Source organism: Myroides sp. N17-2 (assembly GCF_002286775.1).
GTDB lineage: Bacteria > Bacteroidota > Bacteroidia > Flavobacteriales > Flavobacteriaceae > Flavobacterium.
On sequence record NZ_NSGJ01000004.1, the window covers coordinates 157,101 to 175,833 of the forward strand.

Annotated in this window: 12 protein-coding genes; 3 read left to right on the forward strand and 9 right to left on the reverse strand. The window is 34.7% G+C overall.

The window, feature by feature from the left end:
- The first annotated feature begins 4 nt into the window (after positions 1–4).
- The 3 genes from metG to CF599_RS03115 all read left to right on the forward strand — a co-directional run bounded on the left by metG (position 5) and on the right by CF599_RS03115 (position 4,797).
- Complete coding sequence (metG, locus tag CF599_RS03105) at positions 5–2,065, forward strand: methionine--tRNA ligase (protein WP_121964578.1); 2,061 nt, start codon at positions 5–7, stop codon at positions 2,063–2,065.
- 432 nt (positions 2,066–2,497) lie between these two features.
- Complete coding sequence (locus CF599_RS03110) at positions 2,498–3,220, forward strand: hypothetical protein (protein WP_143824788.1); 723 nt, start codon at positions 2,498–2,500, stop codon at positions 3,218–3,220.
- A gap of 131 nt (positions 3,221–3,351) precedes the next feature.
- Positions 3,352–4,797, forward strand: a complete 1,446-nt coding sequence (locus CF599_RS03115) for a hypothetical protein (RefSeq protein ID WP_121964580.1) — start codon at positions 3,352–3,354, stop codon at positions 4,795–4,797.
- Between the two features lie 70 nt (positions 4,798–4,867).
- Here CF599_RS03115 and CF599_RS03120 read toward each other — a convergent pair whose 3' ends face one another.
- The 9 genes from CF599_RS03120 to CF599_RS03160 form a co-directional block, all read right to left on the reverse strand.
- A complete protein-coding gene (locus CF599_RS03120) occupies positions 4,868–5,818 on the reverse strand; it encodes an aldo/keto reductase (RefSeq protein ID WP_121964581.1) in 951 nt (316 codons plus the stop codon).
- A gap of 93 nt (positions 5,819–5,911) precedes the next feature.
- Positions 5,912–8,620 carry a carboxypeptidase-like regulatory domain-containing protein gene (locus CF599_RS03125; RefSeq protein WP_254050225.1) on the reverse strand — a complete coding sequence of 903 codons (2,709 nt, stop codon included), beginning with the start codon at positions 8,618–8,620 and terminating at the stop codon, positions 5,912–5,914.
- A gap of 104 nt (positions 8,621–8,724) precedes the next feature.
- Positions 8,725–10,350, reverse strand: a complete 1,626-nt coding sequence (gene pgi, locus CF599_RS03130) for a glucose-6-phosphate isomerase (RefSeq protein WP_121964583.1) — start codon at positions 10,348–10,350, stop codon at positions 8,725–8,727.
- A gap of 17 nt (positions 10,351–10,367) precedes the next feature.
- The gene (locus CF599_RS03135; protein ID WP_121964584.1) at positions 10,368–11,609 is read right to left on the reverse strand and encodes a peptidoglycan DD-metalloendopeptidase family protein; all 1,242 of its coding nucleotides are present in this window, start codon (positions 11,607–11,609) and stop codon (positions 10,368–10,370) included.
- Positions 11,610–11,647: 38 nt separating this feature from the next.
- Positions 11,648–12,568, reverse strand: a complete 921-nt coding sequence (locus CF599_RS03140) for a tryptophan 2,3-dioxygenase family protein (protein ID WP_121964585.1) — start codon at positions 12,566–12,568, stop codon at positions 11,648–11,650.
- Between the two features lie 15 nt (positions 12,569–12,583).
- On the reverse strand, positions 12,584–13,363 hold the full coding sequence (locus CF599_RS03145; RefSeq protein ID WP_121964586.1) for a DUF3108 domain-containing protein: 780 nt from the start codon (positions 13,361–13,363) through the stop codon (positions 12,584–12,586).
- Between the two features lie 258 nt (positions 13,364–13,621).
- Positions 13,622–14,782, reverse strand: a complete 1,161-nt coding sequence (gene hppD / locus CF599_RS03150) for a 4-hydroxyphenylpyruvate dioxygenase (RefSeq protein ID WP_121964587.1) — start codon at positions 14,780–14,782, stop codon at positions 13,622–13,624.
- Between the two features lie 33 nt (positions 14,783–14,815).
- On the reverse strand, positions 14,816–15,982 hold the full coding sequence (locus CF599_RS03155; protein ID WP_121964588.1) for a homogentisate 1,2-dioxygenase: 1,167 nt from the start codon (positions 15,980–15,982) through the stop codon (positions 14,816–14,818).
- A gap of 502 nt (positions 15,983–16,484) precedes the next feature.
- A complete protein-coding gene (locus CF599_RS03160) occupies positions 16,485–18,722 on the reverse strand; it encodes a patatin-like phospholipase family protein (RefSeq protein WP_121964589.1) in 2,238 nt (745 codons plus the stop codon).
- Positions 18,723–18,733: the final 11 nt, after the last annotated feature.

Sequence of the window (18,733 nt, forward strand, 5' to 3'; positions counted from 1 at the left end):
ATATATGATACAAGAACCTAAAAGATATACTATTACAGCAGCCTTACCGTACACGAATGGACCTATCCATATCGGGCACTTAGCTGGTGTATATGTACCTGCTGATATTTATGCAAGATTCTTGCGTTTGCAAGGAAAAGACGTAGCTTTTATATGTGGAAGTGATGAGCATGGAGTAGCTATTTCTATGAAAGCTAAAAAAGAGGGGATTAGTCCTCAACAAGTAATTGATAAATACAATGGTATTATCAAGCAGTCTTTTATGGATTTCGGTATTTCATTAGATAATTACTCTCGTACTTCATCATCTATTCACCACCAGACAGCATCTGAGTTCTTTAAGAAATTATATGCTGAAGGGAAGTTTATCGAAGAAGTAACAGAACAATTATATGATGCGAAAGCAGATCAGTTCTTAGCTGACCGTTTCGTGACAGGTACTTGTCCTAAATGTGGTAACGAAGAAGCGTATGGTGACCAATGTGAGAAATGTGGTACATCATTAAACGCTACGGATCTAATAAATCCTAAGTCAACTATCACAGGGACTAAACCTATCTTAAAGTCTACTAAACACTGGTTCTTACCATTAGATCAATATGATACATTCTTACGTGAGTGGATCTTAGAAGGTCATAAAAATGACTGGAAACCTAACGTATATGGTCAAGTAAAATCTTGGTTAGACGATGGGCTTAAACCACGTGCTGTAACTCGTGACTTGGATTGGGGTATCCCAGTACCAGTAGAGGGTGCAGAAGGTAAAGTACTTTATGTTTGGTTTGACGCACCTATCGGATACATCTCTTCTACTAAAGAATGGGCTGCAAGAGAAGGGAAAGATTGGGAACCATATTGGAAATCTGATGATACTAAATTAGTACACTTCATCGGTAAGGATAACATCGTGTTCCACTGTGTGATTTTCCCTGCGATGTTAAAAGCAGAAGGTAGTTATATCCTACCTGATAACGTACCTGCAAATGAGTTCTTAAACTTAGAAGGAAACAAACTTTCTACGTCTAAAAACTGGGCAGTATGGCTTCACGAGTACTTAGAAGATTTCCCAGGTAAACAAGATGTATTGCGTTATGCCTTGACTTCTAATGCTCCAGAAACAAAAGACAATGACTTTACTTGGAAAGACTTCCAAGCTAGAAATAACAATGAGTTAGTAGCTATCTTCGGTAACTTTATCAACCGTGTAGTAGTATTAACTAACAAATATTATGAAGGAGTAATCCCTCAACCAAACGAGTTCTCAGATGTAGATATCGCTACATTGACAGAATTAAGAGCATACCCAGGTGTAATCGAAAGTTCGGTAGATCGTTACAGATTTAGAGAGGCATTAGCAGAAATGATGAATGTAGCTCGTCTAGGTAATAAATACTTAGCAGACGAAGAGCCTTGGAAGCTAATCAAAGAGAACCCAGAAAGAGTAAAAACGCAAATGTATGTAGCGCTTCAAATCGCTGCTGCGTTAAGCACACTTGCTGAGCCATTCTTGCCATTTACGGCTGATAAATTAAAGTCTATTCTTAAGATAGAGACTCCTATTAAGTGGGGTGCTATCTCTCAAGATAAAGTATTACTACCTGCTGGACACACTATCGGACAAGCTGAATTATTATTCGCTAAGATAGAAGACGAGGAAGTGCAAAAACAATTAGATAAATTAGAAGCTTCTAAAAAAGAGAACGCTGCTGCTGCAAGAGTAGTAGAGCCTCAAAAAGAAACTTCTACTTATGAAGATTTTGCGAAACTTGACTTACGTGTTGGTACTATCGTAGAAGCTGAGAAAATGCCTAAAGCAAATAAGCTTTTAGTATTAAAAGTGGATACTGGTATGGATGTTCGTACAATCGTATCAGGTATAGCAGAACACTTTAAACCAGAAGATATCATCGGTAAAAGAGTAACTGTACTAGCGAACCTTGCTCCACGTGCCTTAAGAGGTGTTGAAAGTGAAGGAATGATCCTAATGACAGAAGACCAAAATGGTAAATTAGTATTCGTTAATCCTGACGAAGAAAATGTAAAAAACGGAGCTACGATTAACTAATCACAGCTTTCAACATAATAGTAAAGACCACTGAATTGAATCGGTGGTCTTTTTTTTGATCACTATTTATTAAAAATAGTATCTTTAAATGTTAAAACCAGATTATGCAATAGACATATAAGCGAAAAGGAATTATACAAAACAGATCTGATTTAATGACTTCTGCATACTATAATATGGTTATAGAAATAACGAAAGAGCTATGAGGTATAATTGCTTTGTAGTATTTGGCTAACACTGATTTTGGGTTAAACCCGGAATACGCGATAGACCTATTAACGAGAATGAATTATACAAAACAGCTCTGAATTTATGTAAAAAGCGTACTATAGTATGGTTTTAGAAGAAATGAAAGAGATGTAAAGTAGAATTTATTCGTAGTATAGGGCGAATGCGGATTCTGGGTTAAAGAGCAACTCGACTTAAAAACTAATGAATAAAAAACTGATCAAACTCATTCCTACTATTATAGTACTAACTGCTATAATAATTACTTTATATCCTTATAGGCATTTTCCGTCATATGTAATGAATGAGTTACTAGATGAAAACTTACCTCTTGTAAAACATACCACTGCAATCTTTACCTACGATAAAGAAGATGCTCTTATCACTAAAATTGAAGAAATGCCTAGCAGTAGAATAATTGAAATAACCTTGAGTTCAGATAAACTAGGTTCGCTGCAACACAATGTTCAGAAGAATAACTATGACTACTATAAAGTAGGTAAGGTTATTTCTGTCTACATTAGCCCTTACGTAGGAGACACATACGTATTTGATATAGAAACACAAATTTCTCTTTTACTGCAAATTGGGATTTTCTTCTTTTTTGTTTTCATGGTAATGAGATTTATAAGTTCTTTAGGAAACAGAAAGATTGCTATACTAACTTTTGGTTACCTCTATATCTTTAAACCGCTATGTTATACTCCAGCGGTCATATTACTTATCTATACGAACATCGAAGTACAAGACTCCGTAATGAGTAATTCAAATGACTCTAGTAGAGTTATATTCATGCATATCATCTCTGCTATTCTTATGATAATTTACATTTATGATATGTATAAACTATTTCATTACTATAAAAAGGCTAAACACTTGGTATATCTAGACAGTCTAAAAAGTCCCGAAGAAACAAAAACAAACTGATATAACGAATAATTCAGACCTATCTTCTATAATTACTTTTCGTTTCTATCGCGTATTTCGGGTTTAAAATAAAGCATCCTAGATAAACAGAAATTAAGGTCTAACTTTATGCCTACCTTAAAACACAAAATATGAAATTTATAAATGTAGCCTTACTACTCATCGTAAGTAATGTATCCAACTTATTAGCACAAACACCTAGTGCAACATTAAATACATTTATCACCAAAATCGACGATACGTATCAGTTTGAAGAAAAAGATAATAACTTCTTTTTCGTGATGACTAATTCTCATATAGAAGCACATAAGACAGATGCTTCATTTAATGTAGTAAGTACTATAGCAGAAGACTTCGACGCTAAAAGAAAGCTACTCGTGGGACATACTACAGATACTAATCTTAATCCAACGCTGTATTGGTTAGAGAGAAATGGAAAAGAGTTGACTTCTATATCTTATGATTTTAACACCAAATCAAAGCCAATTATAAACAATCTTGTTTTAAATCTTAAAGATGAGAATATTGTAACTAGTTTTGGCGCTGATGATATATTTTATGTCATTACAAGTTTAAAGAATACAAATTCTCTAAGAATAATAGAGTACAATTCTCAATTAGAACAACTTAGTGAATCACAAATAGATCTAGACAGGAATAAATTCTATGACAATGAGGATAATCTAACTACATTACATCAAGCTTTTCAAGGCCTTGAATCAACCAAGGGACCTCTTAATATCCTAAAAATAAGAGAGGAACTTCCTAGTGCCATACCAATTGCAAGTGCTAAAAGAAAAATATACATCCGCAATAAAGCAGTGTACATTACCTTAGATAATTCTGACAGAAGAACGGTGTTACTGTTTATTGATTTAAAAAGTAAACAAGCGAATAGCACTGTATTTAATCAAAATACCGAAAATAAAGACTACTTGAGTATCAAATCTAATTCGTTCTTAATAGAAGATAAGATTGCGCAAATATGCTATACGAAAGACTTTATAAATATTAATATCAACTATCTAAGTGGTGATCTAATTCAAAAGTTTAGAATCGATAAAACACAAGATATTAGTTTCTTAAATGGAGAGATTTATCAGGCTGTTGACAATAATCTTAGTAGAGCTAAAACCATTACTAAAACGAGTCAGTTTCTCAACAGGAGTTACCGTTCTAGTATGAATGGATTATCCTTATTCCCTAGTGATAACGGTTACACAGTGTGTTATGGTGGAGCAACAATCCTGAACAAAAACCAACCTGTATATGGTCAACATGGATTGATAGGGGCATTAGTCGGAACCGCCATTGAAATGGCTATAACGTCAATAGCTGGAGACAACCTAAACGCTTACGGAGATACACAAACCATCCTTGCATATAGCGAATTAGACAAGGAGTTAAAACATAATCCAACAGCTACTGTTGCGACAAATAAAGTAGATGAGATACGCAACTACATCGCTGACAACAAGATTAAAACGAGCTATTCAATGATATTTAGAAGAGGAGAACATTATTACTTAGGTTTACAGCGCAAGAAAAGTACTGCACTTGAACTTATACAATTTTAGAAAAAACAAAAAAGGCAGACTTTATATAGAGTCTGCCTTCTTCGTTTTATTAGAATGAAATTTCTATTTCTTAGTATTCACTTGCTTTATCAAGTAGAGCTACTTCTTCTACAGACAACTTAATCTCCATAGAACGAACTAAACTTTTTAATTGGGTGCTAGATGTCGCACTAACAATAGGTGTGCTAATAGATGGCTTGTGTAATTGCCAAGCTATCGCTACTTCTGCTATTGTCGCATTATGCTGTTTTGCTATTGTGTCACATTGATCAAGAATAGCGATACCACGCTCGTTTATATATCCCTTCACCATATCTTTACGAGAACTTCCCTCTATATCATCTAAGCTTCTATACTTTCCGCTTAAGAAGCCACTTGCTAATGCGAAATAACTCATTACAGCTAAGTTTTCTTTCTCTACTAGGGGTAAGTACTCTTGTTCATACTTAACACGGTCATATAGATTATAAAGAGGCTGTATAGCGATATACTCTGCCCATCCTTTTTCTTTTGCAAGAGCATTACTACTGCTAATGCGATCTGCTTCTAAGTTAGAGGCTCCTAAATAACGTACTTTACCAGCCTTTACTAAATCATTAAAGGCTCCCATAGTCTCTTCTTGATCTGTTTCTAAATCATCGAAGTGAGAGAAGTATAAATCTATATAATCTGTATTAAGTCGTTGTAATGATTCTTCTACGCACTTATTAATATACGCAGGCTTTAATCCCTTAGAACCATCTCCCATCGTCCCCCCTACTTTAGTAGACAACACGATATCATGACGTTTCTTATGCTCTTTAATCCACTTCCCTATAATTGCCTCGGATTCACCTCCAACGTTACCAGGAGCCCAGTGCGAATAGTTGTTAGCCGTATCTATAAATGTAAGACCATTGTCATAAAGTTCGTCTAACATCTTAAAAGATTCTTTCTCGTCTAATGTCCATCCGAATACATTACCTCCAAAAGATAATTGCGGAACATACAAGTCTGATTTACCAAATTTATTATTGCTCATATTACTTACGTTTTTATTATAAGCCTAAAAATACGTAATAAAAAAAGGAGACCATAAATGATCTCCTTTTTTGTGATATATTTTGTATAACTGTTAGAAGTTATAACGTAAAGTTACGTTCCAAGTTCTTCCAGCACCGAACCATACTTGGTTAGATGTATCAATACCTTTCCATGTTTTTCCAGTTGTTCCTTTGTCACCTGCTCTTTTAGAAGTATTACCCTCAGCGATGTAAATAGTATCAAATACGTTGTTTACGTTCGCTCTAACAACAAATGATTTAAGTTTATCTTTTCCAACTTTCATTGTGTAAGTCATCCCTAAGTCAAATAAGTTGAAACTTGGTAACTCCATTGCTCCTTTATTATTAGGATCAGAAGCAGCCATAACATCAACATTTGAATACAACTTATCTACAAAACGGTAAGTACCATCAAATTTTAATCCTTCGATAACTTCATAATCTAAACCTAAAGTTGCATTCTTAACATCTTTAGTATATTTCCAATCTCCGTAAGAGAAAGATCCATTGATTGTTAATTTGTCAGTTGGACGAGAGTTAAAATCAAACTCAACTCCTCTATGCAATTGAGCTAATCCATTTAACTGAACATTACCTTGGTATTTAATAGTTTTTCCATCAGCACCAGGTAATTCAACAGTAGATGATTTTCTTTCAATTCTATCTTCCCATGAAGTTCTGTACACGTTAACGTTAGCATTAAAATAAGCTGAACGGAAACCATACCCTAACTCAACACCGAAGATTTTCTCATTCATTAAATCTGGGTTCAATTGGTTTGTGTTGTTAATATACACACCATTGAAGAATGGTTGCTTAGAATAGTAACCAACATTACCAAAAACATTATGGTGATCGTCAATATTATAGTTAACTCCCCCTTTAACGTTACCACCTACTAAGCTCTTCCAAGAAGTAGTTGACTGTTGTTTCCATTCTGGTAAAGGTTTTGGAGTTTTTGAATTATCCATAGTTCTACCATCCTTCACAAAGTTATCAACACGTTGGAAGTCTTGATTAGAAATAGCTCCTTGAATGAAAGCTGTGAAATTATCTTTAGAGTACTCAAACTGAGTAAATCCTCCATACCAACGAACGTTACCGTCATTGTTATATTTTACATCTCCTACATTATTTTTATCAGCCCAAGGGTTGTAGCTAACAGTTGATCCGTAACTATTTGTTACTACATATCCATTAGCATCATAGTTAAGATTTCCTGTTTCTTTGTATCCAGTAGAACCTAAGAAATCAGAAACATTATTAAAGTGGAATCCTTTATATGTTCTAGCATCTACCCCGATATCCCATGTTATGTTCTCAGTTAACTTTTTGTTCAAGTTAATTACAGTACCATACCAGTTGTGAGAGTTTACAGAGTTTAATTTAGTAATCCCACTATTGTTATCATTAATAGTACCTTTTCTAATAGGTCCACCAAAAGCATTTGCTTTACCTTGGTTATAAGCAACGATGTCATCCATACGAAGTTGTCCATCTGCACCTAATACACCATCAGCATAAGCTGTAATATCTTTACCATCTTTATCTTTACCTGTAACTACCTTACCATTCATGCTAGCTCCTCCTCCACGGCCCCAAGAACCGTAAACAACTGCACTTAATTTAGTAGTTTCATTCATTTGCCAATCGTAGTTGATCGACATAACTGGTTTGTGATAATAGTTTTCTTTACCATTATACATCTTACCATTTAAATATCCCCAGTCTTTATTGTAACGGATATTTGGATCACTATTTCCACTTTGAGCAATAGACTCAGCTATTGAAGTATAAGTAGAACGTTGTCCGTGCGTTTGAGGTGCTCCAGTGAATGTAAACTGTACATTGTGTTTAGCATCTTTAGAACGGTATCCTAAACCTAAGAAATAGTTACTAGCTTCAAAGTTAGTCCCTTGAACATAACCATCTCCACGGTTGTAGCTCATTAAAACAGAAGCAGAGAAACCATTCTCTAAAATCCCTGTGTTATAAGAAGCAGAACCTTTAAAGTAATTATCATTACCAACACCAGCAGAAAGAGATCCACCTTGTCTAGCCTCAGCTGTACGAGTTAAGATGTTGATTGTTCCTCCGATAGAAGAAATAGCTAATTTTGAAGAACCTAATCCACGTTGAACTTGCATAGCAGATGTTACATCTGATAAACCAGCCCAGTTAGACCAATAAACTGCAGAAGTCTCCATATCGTTAATAGGCATACCATTAACCATTACAGCGATGTTCTTTTGATCAAAACCACGAATATTAATTTTTGAATCTCCAAATCCACCTCCTGATTTACTAGCGTAAACAGATGGAGTTGTGTTTAATAATTCAGGAAATTCTTGAGCTCCAAGTTTTTCTTGAATTTGAGCAGCTTTAATTGTAGAAACAGCCACTGGAGTTTTACGATCCTTTGCTACGTCAGCAACACCCATAATAACGATGTCGTCAAGCAAATTCTCATCTGCAGATAATACTACAGAACCTAAATCAGCTTTCTTGTCAGCGCCAACTGTGAAAGCTACAGTTTTTGATTTGTAACCAATAAAAGAGATAACTACTTCTCCTTTATCTCCAGAAACTGTCAGTTCGAACTTACCATCCATATCAGATGACGTTCCATTCTGAGTCCCTTTAACCACTACTGTTGCTCCTGGTAATCCCGATTGGAATTCACCGTCTACAACTAGACCTGTGATCTTGTTTTGTGAAAATGCAGACACTGAGGTAAATACCATTACCATCAATAGCATCCAGTTCTTCAAGTTTTTCATTTTGTAAGTGTAAGTGATAAAATTATTTTCGCGACAAATGTACAAAAACATACATATGCAATGTTACCAAAACATTAAAATTAACACCTTCTCACTATTTAGAATTATTCTACCATTCTGTTTTTCACAAAATAACGCAACAAAAACTCTGTAGAACTATCATGTTCACATATAATTTTAGTTTTAATTTCATTTTGTATATTCTTTGCCAAAATCTTTCCGTACTCTACACCGAACTGATCGAAACTAAATATATTCCAAATCACTCCTTGAACAAACGTCTTATGTTCATATAAAGCAATCAATTCTCCTAAAGATTTAGGCGTAAGTTTTTGAATTAAAATCGTATTTGAAGGTTTATTTCCACAAAACTCTCTGAAGTTACTCAAGAAAGATCCTCCATCACTTTCGTATTCTTCCCCTACCTTACCATTCAATAGTGCTTCACTTTGTCCAAAGAAATTAGACATCAAAATATCGTGATTCGTGCTCTCTTTAAAATGTGGGTTAACAAAACCGATAAAATCAATAGGAATAACTTTAGTCCCTTGGTGGAACAGCTGAAAGAAAGCATGCTGTGCAGATACACCTACTTCTCCCCAAATCAAAGTACCCGTTTGATAATTAACAGGATTCCCACTTCTATCTTTATTTTTACCATTGCTCTCCATAATCATCTGCTGAAGATGCGCAGGAAGCTTACCTAACAACTGACTATATGGAACAACAGCTTCTGTTTCATATCCATAAAAGTTATTATACCATACACTCAACAAAGCCAAAACAACAGGTAAATTATCTTTAAAATCAGTCTCTTTAAAGTGGCTATCCATAGCGTATGCTCCTTCTAACAACTCTTCAAAGTTATCAAAGCCTACTGCTAAAGCTATTGAGATTCCAACTGCACTCCATAAAGAGAATCTTCCTCCTACGAAATCCCACATTGGATAGATATTCTCACGCTTTAAACCGAAGTTCATCGCCTCTTCTATTGCTGTAGAGACACCTACATAATGGTTGCTTAAATCAACATTCCCAAGATTAACTTGTAACCACTGTTTTACTTTCTTAGCATTTTCAATAGTTTCTTGCGTAGTAAAAGTTTTAGAAACGATTAATACCAATGTTGTCTCAGGATTAAGTTTCTTTAAAACAGACTGTAGATAGTCATCATCAACATTAGAAATATAATGCATTCCTAACTCATTGCGATAATTCGCTAATGCATGAACAACCATCTTAGGCCCTAAATCAGATCCCCCAATACCTATGTTAATAACATCAGTAAACTTCTTACCAGAATAAGAAACATACTCTCCGTTTAGGACTCTATTAGTAAATTTTTTAATACGTTCTCGAGTATCAAGAATATCAGGCATAACAGTCTCCCCATCTACTTCTACAGTAGAAGAGTTAGAACAATCTCTTAAAGCAGTATGTAATACCGCTCTCTTCTCAGTCGCATTAATGATATGTCCTTTGTACATTGCCTGAATAGCTTCTTTAAGCTTTAATTCATTAGCAAGTTCCAAAAGCAACGTCATCGTTTCTTCTGTTACCTTATTCTTTGAATAATCTAATAAAAAGTCATTCCATTGAATATTCATTTTATTAGCTCTATCCTTATCTTTTGCAAAAAGATCTTGCATTTGTACAAACTCCATTTGTGCAAAATGCGCTCTAAGCTTCTTCCAAGCAAAAGTCCCCGAAGGGTTAATACTCTCTAACATCTCTACAACTTACTAACTTATTCCCCTATAAATTTTTCTCCTAATACTTTGTCAAGCTCTGCTTTTAAAGGATCTATATGTGTTTTAAACGCAGGCAAATCTCTCTTGTCCATTGGTTCAGAATTAGGCAAATTCTGACCTAAAGCATCGACTTGCACTCCATTCTTCCAAAAGCGGTAACATACGTGTGGTCCAGTTGCTAGTCCTGTGCTACCTACTAATCCGATAGTCTGACCTTGATCAACACGCTGTCCTGTTTTTACTAATATTTTAGACATATGTAAATACTGCGTTGAATAGGTACCACTATGCTTAACTTTTACAAAGTTACCATTTCCAGCTGTATATCCTGCTCTTTCTACTACACCTGATGCAGTAGTCATAATTGGCGTACCAGAAGGTGCTGCATAATCAGTTCCATTATGTGACTTCCAGGTCTTCTGAACAGGGTGAAAACGATTTTTCGAATACTTAGAAGTAATTCTAAAGAATTTTAAGGGAGCCTTTAAGAACATTGCTTTCATTGGTCTTCCTTGTTCATCAAAATACTCTATAGATTTACTCCCATCTCTCTTATATGGAAATGAATATAAATCCTTACCTCTATATCTAAAATAAGCTGCTTCTATTTTAGAAATTCCTAAATATACTGTATCGTTAATATATTTCTCTTCAATTGTAAAGGCAAATCTATCTTCCGGCTTCAACTTAAAGAAGTCAATTGACCAAGCAAATATTTGTGACATCTTAGTTGCTAACGATTGATCTACACCTTCCTTAGCTAAACTCGCCGAAAGTGACCCCTCTATTTCTGATGCTACAGTTCTTCGTTTTATCGTTACAGGATAAGTAATCGTGTATGCGCTCACTGAATCACGCAAGTCAATAACTTGATAACCTGTCACATTAGGATGATAGATGAAGGCAGCTAACTTCTTTTGGTCTTTCCTAAACTTAACTAGAGCATAAGGCTGTCCTACTCTAATGTTACGAACATTAAAGGTGTCTTTAACTTGTGTAACTATATTTAGCACTTCTGTAGAACCAATATTGTTCTCACCAAATATCTTACCTAAATTATCTCCACTTCGGATAGTATCTTCTACTAAAACATAGTCTTTTAATTGAAAACCATATAACTCCCCAACTATTTCCTCTGCATGTTCTACCTTTGGTAGTTCCTCTATTGTAATCTCTTCGGTCTTTTTACACGAAATAAGTGCCGTAGCGATTAATATACTATAAATAAATTGCTTCAAAACTCTAAAATATCTTTATTTTCAACTTCTTCTCCTAATTACTTTCCCCAGTTAGCTTTCTCCTCTTCACTCCATAGTTCCGGAAAGAATATGCGCTTTTGATATTGTGGCAACATATACTTCTTCCAGTCACTTCCTCCAGTAGCTTCTTTGGTTTCCCCTTTATTACTCTCCAAGTATTTTAGAGCAGCTTCATAATGCCCCATTACCCAAGTTACATTCACTGTTTTATCAAAGTGACGCATCGCTTCAACTAATGCCTTATCAGATTTGGCTTCTTCGGGTAATTTCACAAATTTCTGCCATAAATTTGTTTTTTCATAATCTTTCATGGCTTTAACAAATATTTCACAATACTTGTTTTCAAACTCCCTCAGTAAATAAGACTTCTCTCCAGTCTTATAATCCTTACCTGCAGCCTGCCAATACATATATTCTAACGCCTCTTTTTCCGAAATATTTTGTGGTAAATCATTTACAAAGCGCTTATCTATCAGATTTATCCAATCTGTACACCCAAACTCAATTAATCTATACTGACTGCTCTGAAATCCACTTGCAGGAGCAAGCGTATTTCTAAATTTAAGATACTGTTCTACCTCCATTCCGTCCTTCATTATAGTAAATGAAGAAGTCAACATATCAAAATAACGACTTATTCTAGCTAATCTCTCTGTAAAAAAAGTTGTAGTAAGCAATTTGTCTTCGCAATTACTAACCTGATCTAGTTCCCATAAAATCATTTTAAACAACAGTTCATTTACTTGATGATACATGATAAAAACCATTTCATCAGGCAAGATTGTTCTCTGTGTCTGAAGACTGAGTAAGGCATCAGTCTGGATATAATCCCAATATGTAATAGGTTTTGCATATAGCATACCTTCTATTTGTGTTTCTGCCTTAATTCCCAAGTCATTAAAGCGTTCAACTACATCAGAGAACTTTTGATCTATCATAATTTTGGTGGTCTGTTATTTTTCAAATTTCAACTTCGTCACTAAGTTTTTATAGTCCTCTAAATCTGCTTTTAGAGATCCTACAGCTAAACTAGCTTTGATGCGAACAGGTACTTTGTTAGAGTCAGAACTTACCCAAACTGTCAAGCTTTCTTTCTCTTTAAACACCCTTCCTGCCATTACATAAGGACGAAACTTTAAGGTTTTCAATTTACCAAAATTTGTCTTTAAAACTTCCTCTCCGAGGTATTTTAATTTAAATTTAAATATTTCTCCATCAAAGAACATATCTATCTCAATAGACTCCCCTACTTTAAGATCATTTAACCCAGGATATTTACGTAGATAATAGAAAGCGGATACAATATCTTGTACATTACGTGTTACTGTAAACTCTTTTTCAGTTTTCTTTTCATAATCTTTAACGGTCGCTTTCATTGTTTTATAATTAAACCACCCCTCTTGATCTTTAGTATAGCCTCCCTCGTCGATTTTACGAATAAAACGATGTGGAACTACATTGCTCTTTTCGAAATAACTTTCATAGTTATCATATACTTTAAAAAAAACTTTAGTCACACCTGTAGTATAACCAATACCCTTTGCGTGATATACTGGAATTCCATTGTGTACAGTATCTGTTAAACGCAATGTAGCAATACCTGCATTTATTAAACCATAACTAATTCTAAATTTAAGGAACTCACCCTTATCAAAAGCTTTCACAGAAGATTGTGAATAAAGAAAACTAGTACTTATTAAACACACTAGTACTATTAGAAGATTCTTTTTCATATTGGCTATATTTTAATCAAAAATAAGAAACAAAAAAACCCAATCAAACAAATGACTGAGTTTTTATGCTATTAACCAACCAAAAAACTATAAATTATGAAAAATTTATTACACTCAAATAAAGCTTATGACGACTTTATTTTTGCGAGTGCAAATGTATAGCTTTTTACCGATTATTACTATCGCTATTGGTTTTTAACTTATGTTTAACCAAACAAGCCTTAATAAAGCCTGTTTTAGTATTTAATTAACTGAATTCTAAAGTGTTCCTCTTTTTTCTTGCTCGCGCTCAATAGACTCAAATAGCGCTTTAAAGTTCCCTGCGCCGAATCCTCTCGCTCCCATACGTTGAATAATCTCAAAGAATAAAGTAGGACGATCCTCTACAGGCTTAGTAAATATCTGTAATAAATACCCTTCTTCATCTGCATCTATCATAATAGCTAACTTCTGAAGCTCTTTGATATCTTCTTTCATCATTTCCATATGCACACCTAGACGAGCCGGGATCATATCATAGTATGATTGTGGTGGAGCTGATAAAAACTCTACACCTCTACTCTTCATATCCGCAACAGTTTTAATAATATCATCAGTAGCTACCGCGATATGTTGTATACCAGGACCATTATAAAAGTCTAAATATTCCTCTACTTGTGATCTTTTTGCTCCTTCAGCTGGTTCATTGATAGGAAACTTAATTCTACCATTTCCATTAGACATTACTTTACTCATTAAAGCAGAATATTCTGTATTAATCTGTTTATCATCAAAAGACAAGAAGTTAACGAATCCCATTACATCCTCATACCACTTGACCCAAGTATTCATCTCATTCCACCCTACATTTCCTACCATATGGTCAACATATTTTAAGCCAACTGGTGAAGGATTATAATCACTCTCCCACTTCTTAAACCCTGGTAAGAAAGCACCTGTATAGTTCTTGCGTTCTACGAACATATGTACCGTCTCTCCATACGTGTAGATTCCTGCACGTACTACTTCTCCGAATTCATCTTTCTCTACTACAGGTTCCATATATGACTTCGCCCCACGACTAGTAGTCTCTTCATAAGCTTTACGCGCATCCTCTACCCATAAAGCTACTACTTTCACTCCATCACCATGCTTTACGATATGATTATTTAATTCTGACTCTGCTGTTAGTGGGGTAGTTAATACGATTCTGATTTTATCTTGTACTAATACATAAGATGCTCTATCTCTAACTCCTGTTTCTAATCCAGCATATGCTAAAGATTGAAATCCAAATGCTGTCTTATAAAAATGCGCTGCTTGTTTTGCATTTCCAACGATGAATTCAATATAATCAGTTCCTAATAAAGGTAAGAAATCTTGTGCTCCTTCAAATATTTTCTCTAGTCCAAATTCTACAGACTTTACTTCTTTACTCATAATTTATAGTTTTTTAGGTTGTTGTTTGCTTTTTTACTTCCCAGGTTCTAACCAAGATTGATAGTATTTTTCATCTGCTATTTTCATTGCTTCTTCTGTCACCATTAGAGGCTTAAACGTATCCACCATCACAGCTAATTCCTGTGTTTCAGTTTTTCCGATAGAGCGCTCTGCTGCACCAGGATGTGGACCGTGTGGAATACCTGCAGGATGTAATGATATATGCCCTGCCTCAATATCATTACGACTCATAAAGTCACCATCTACATAATATAACACCTCATCACTATCAATATTACTGTGATTATAAGGTGCAGGTATAGACTCAGGATGATAATCATAAAGTCGGGGAACAAAAGAACAAATCACGAAAGCGTCTGTTTCGAAAGTTTGATGTACAGGAGGTGGTTGGTGAATACGTCCTGTGATCGGTTCGAAGTCATGAATCGAGAATGCATATGGATAATTATAACCGTCATATCCCACTACATCAAACGGATGAGTAGCATAGACCATATCAAATATCTCATCTTGTTTTCTAACTTTAATAAGGAAGTCTCCTTCCTCATTATGCGTTTCTAACACATCAGGACGGCGAATATCTCTCTCACAAAAAGGAGAGTGTTCTAATAACTGCCCGAACCAGTTGCGATAACGCTTAGGAGTATAAATAGGTCGTCTTGACTCAACAATAAACAAACGATTATCTTCTGTATCGAAGTCTATTTGGTAGATAACACCTCTTGGTATTAATAGATAGTCTCCATACTTAAAAGTTAGATTCCCTAACATCGTACGCAGCGTCCCTGTTCCCTTGTGAACAAAAAGCAACTCGTCAGAATCTGTATTCTTATAGAAATAGCTCTTCATTGACTCTTTAGGAGCAGCTAATACAATAGTACAATCACTATTAGTCAACACAGCTTTTCGACTATCTAAATAATCATTTTCAGGCTCTACTTGAAACCCTCTTAGACGATAAGATTGGATATTATTAGCTTTTGCTATTTTAGGAGCAACACTATACTGCCCTAAGATCTTCTTAACCTGAGTAGGTCGATGTTCATGATACATATTAGTTGACATCCCGTCAAAACCAATCGTACCAAATAATTGCTCATAATACAAGTCACCATTCTCCTTTCGGAATATGGTATGACGTTTAGGGGGTATTTTCCCTAAGTGGTGATATAAAGGCATAGTTTCTTATATTTTTTTGGTTGGTAATAAAAAAAGATAGGGGTACCTATAACATATCATCAATGTAAAACCTCAACACTTAACTGCATTAAGACCTTTCAACAAAACTGTTGGAAATAAGGAAGCGTTTACACATACCTACGAATAGAGTTATTAACATTATTAGAATGCTTAATAGACTATTCATAAAATACACGCAATGGGTTTTACTATTGAAGTAAATATCGGTTATTAATAAGGATACAATACGTAAAGAATCTCACTCCGGCTTGCGCTTGATGAGGAACTTTAAATATGCTAATAAACCGTCCCATTGTGTTTTCATAATAACACAAATATCGACATAAAAATGAATTATACAACTTTTAGTCTAAATTTATTTTAACTATCGACAACAAAATACAATATATAAAGACATATCAACAAACACGCCTCTCACTAAACTAAAATAGCTCACTAAGTATCTACTTCGTGAGCTATTCTATATGATAACTTATTTATTCTAGAACCAGAATCCAACAGCAAATATAGCCGATGTACTTCCCGTTTCAGGTGAATATGTATATTTAAACTCTATAGGACCGAGCATTGTCTGCATTCCATATCCAACAGCATATCCAGAATACTTCGTTCTAGTAAACCACTCTGAACTAGCGAAAATCTTATCTCCAGCATTAGCATAATTCGCAGTAAAGTTAATATGATGTTTTTTAAATATTTCGTAGTCAAATGTGATGCTACCAGCTATAAATGAATTACCTCCTATTCCCATCAAATCATATCCAAAAAAAGGAATAAGATTATCTCTATCTGCAAATCCATATCCTCCTAAGAAATATCCAAAACCAAGACTTGGCAATCCTCCTACGACTGTACCTAATCTAGACTTAAGATCCACTGCTAACTTATCGGTTATACGAGTAGCATATCCTACCTGTCCTGTGACAGTAGAGAAATTCTCAAAATCGTATATATTATTGTGTAAACTATTACTAGAATAAAAGAAGTTCTTATACTCCCCTTTAAACAAAAATCCTTTACGAGGGAAATATCTATTATCGTAAGTATCTACAGTCACATTAGCAAAACCTCCTAAGTAATGATTTCGATCAAATCTCGCAGATGGAATATTCAATGTTTTACTTCTAATATCTAAAAAACGATGCTCTATACCGATATTTAATAAATACTTCTGTTTATAGAATGACTGAAAATATAATTTGTTCTCTAAATCAGCATAATCTACACCAAATTTAGATGGCGCATTCTCTATGACATTGCTATTTCCAACAGCATCAACTAGCATCTGATAAGGAAGATCTCTTTTAAACTGATTATATCGCGAAGACACACCTACACTCCAATAGAATCCATTATCAATAAAATAATTAAAATTATAACGTACATTATCTCCAAGTGCTAAGTCTAAAGACGCCACATCACTTTTAGTAAATAAGTTCTTTTGTGTCACATTTACTAAAGCAGCTGCTTTATATAAACCATCATAATGCACTCCTAACTTTAAATATCTATTAACAGGGTTCTCTACTAAAGTCATATCCAACTCATCTTTATCCCCATCGGCAATAAAGCGATAGGTCATACTACTAAAGTTTTCTGTACCATTTAGCTGAGTTATTCCGTCTGACATTTGGTCAAAAGAAATCTTTGTATTGGGCTTGAAACCAAGTTTACCATGTACATATCTACGCGTAAATCTATTCAACCCATGGATATCTATACCTGAGATACTAATAGAATCAGACTGTTTAGGTACATAATGCTCTTTCGCTACATCTTTATTTCCTCCTAACAATTTCAAGTCAACTATCACCTTATTTGCTGCATTGACACCTCTAGAAATAATAGGCTCCCCTTCATCAAAAGAAACTACCGTATATCCTACGATATCAGGTTTGATATAAACATCCGTCTTAGGCAATTTATCTTTCATTTGTCTAATCGTAGAATAGTTTGATATCTGAAGTAATAAATCAGGAGCACCTTGTATCTCCTTGATTGTCTTTAAATCATCTTGTACATCTACACCAATAACTATATCAGCTCCCATCTCACGTAGCTGATCAATAGGATAGTTATTTACCACTCCTCCATCTATCAAGTATTTACCATCTATCTCTACAGGAGCGAATAACGATGGAAAAGCTCCACTCGCTAAGATTACTTGAGGCAAATATCCTTTCTTAAGTACCACACCTTCTCCTGTTTCAAGATCTGTAGCAATACACAAAAAAGGAATCTTTAACTTGCTAAAATCATCTACATGACGGACATGTGCTAATAATCTGTTCATCAAATTATAGTTATACATCCCTCTAGACAATGCCTTTGGAAAACCAATTTTAAAGTTATCAAATGGCAACGAAAGTGCATATATCTCATCATTCTTCTTTTCATAGAATGACTTTGAGATACGTGGTATATAATCCTTAATTAACGCAGATACATCTATACTATTAAAAATTGAATCTAACTCTGTAGCGGTATACCCAGAAGCATACAGACCACCAACGATCGCCCCCATACTTGTACCTGCTATGTAATCTACCTTGACTCCTTCTTCCTCAAGCACTTTTAGTACTCCGATATGAGCTAATCCTTTAGCTCCACCTCCACTAAGCACTAAACCTACCTTAGGTCTTTCCTTATCCCCCTCTGCCCCATAACTATTTGTTACTAAACAGATAGAAAATAATGAAAGTATTAATAATCTATACATAGCTTTTATTT

Bases quoted from the DNA above. Each gene is read 5' to 3' on its own strand.
- metG (WP_121964578.1), top strand. From the start codon at position 5: ATGATACAAGAACCTAAAAGATATACTATTACAGCAGCCTTACCGTAC.
- CF599_RS03110 (WP_143824788.1), top strand. From the start codon at position 2,498: ATGAATAAAAAACTGATCAAACTCATTCCTACTATTATAGTACTAACT.
- CF599_RS03115 (WP_121964580.1), top strand. From the start codon at position 3,352: ATGAAATTTATAAATGTAGCCTTACTACTCATCGTAAGTAATGTATCC.
- CF599_RS03120 (WP_121964581.1), bottom strand. From the start codon at position 5,818: ATGAGCAATAATAAATTTGGTAAATCAGACTTGTATGTTCCGCAATTA.
- CF599_RS03125 (WP_254050225.1), bottom strand. From the start codon at position 8,620: ATGAAAAACTTGAAGAACTGGATGCTATTGATGGTAATGGTATTTACC.
- pgi (WP_121964583.1), bottom strand. From the start codon at position 10,350: ATGTTAGAGAGTATTAACCCTTCGGGGACTTTTGCTTGGAAGAAGCTT.
- CF599_RS03140 (WP_121964585.1), bottom strand. From the start codon at position 12,568: ATGATAGATCAAAAGTTCTCTGATGTAGTTGAACGCTTTAATGACTTG.
- CF599_RS03145 (WP_121964586.1), bottom strand. From the start codon at position 13,363: ATGAAAAAGAATCTTCTAATAGTACTAGTGTGTTTAATAAGTACTAGT.
- hppD (WP_121964587.1), bottom strand. From the start codon at position 14,782: ATGAGTAAAGAAGTAAAGTCTGTAGAATTTGGACTAGAGAAAATATTT.
- CF599_RS03155 (WP_121964588.1), bottom strand. From the start codon at position 15,982: ATGCCTTTATATCACCACTTAGGGAAAATACCCCCTAAACGTCATACC.
- CF599_RS03160 (WP_121964589.1), bottom strand. From the start codon at position 18,722: ATGTATAGATTATTAATACTTTCATTATTTTCTATCTGTTTAGTAACA.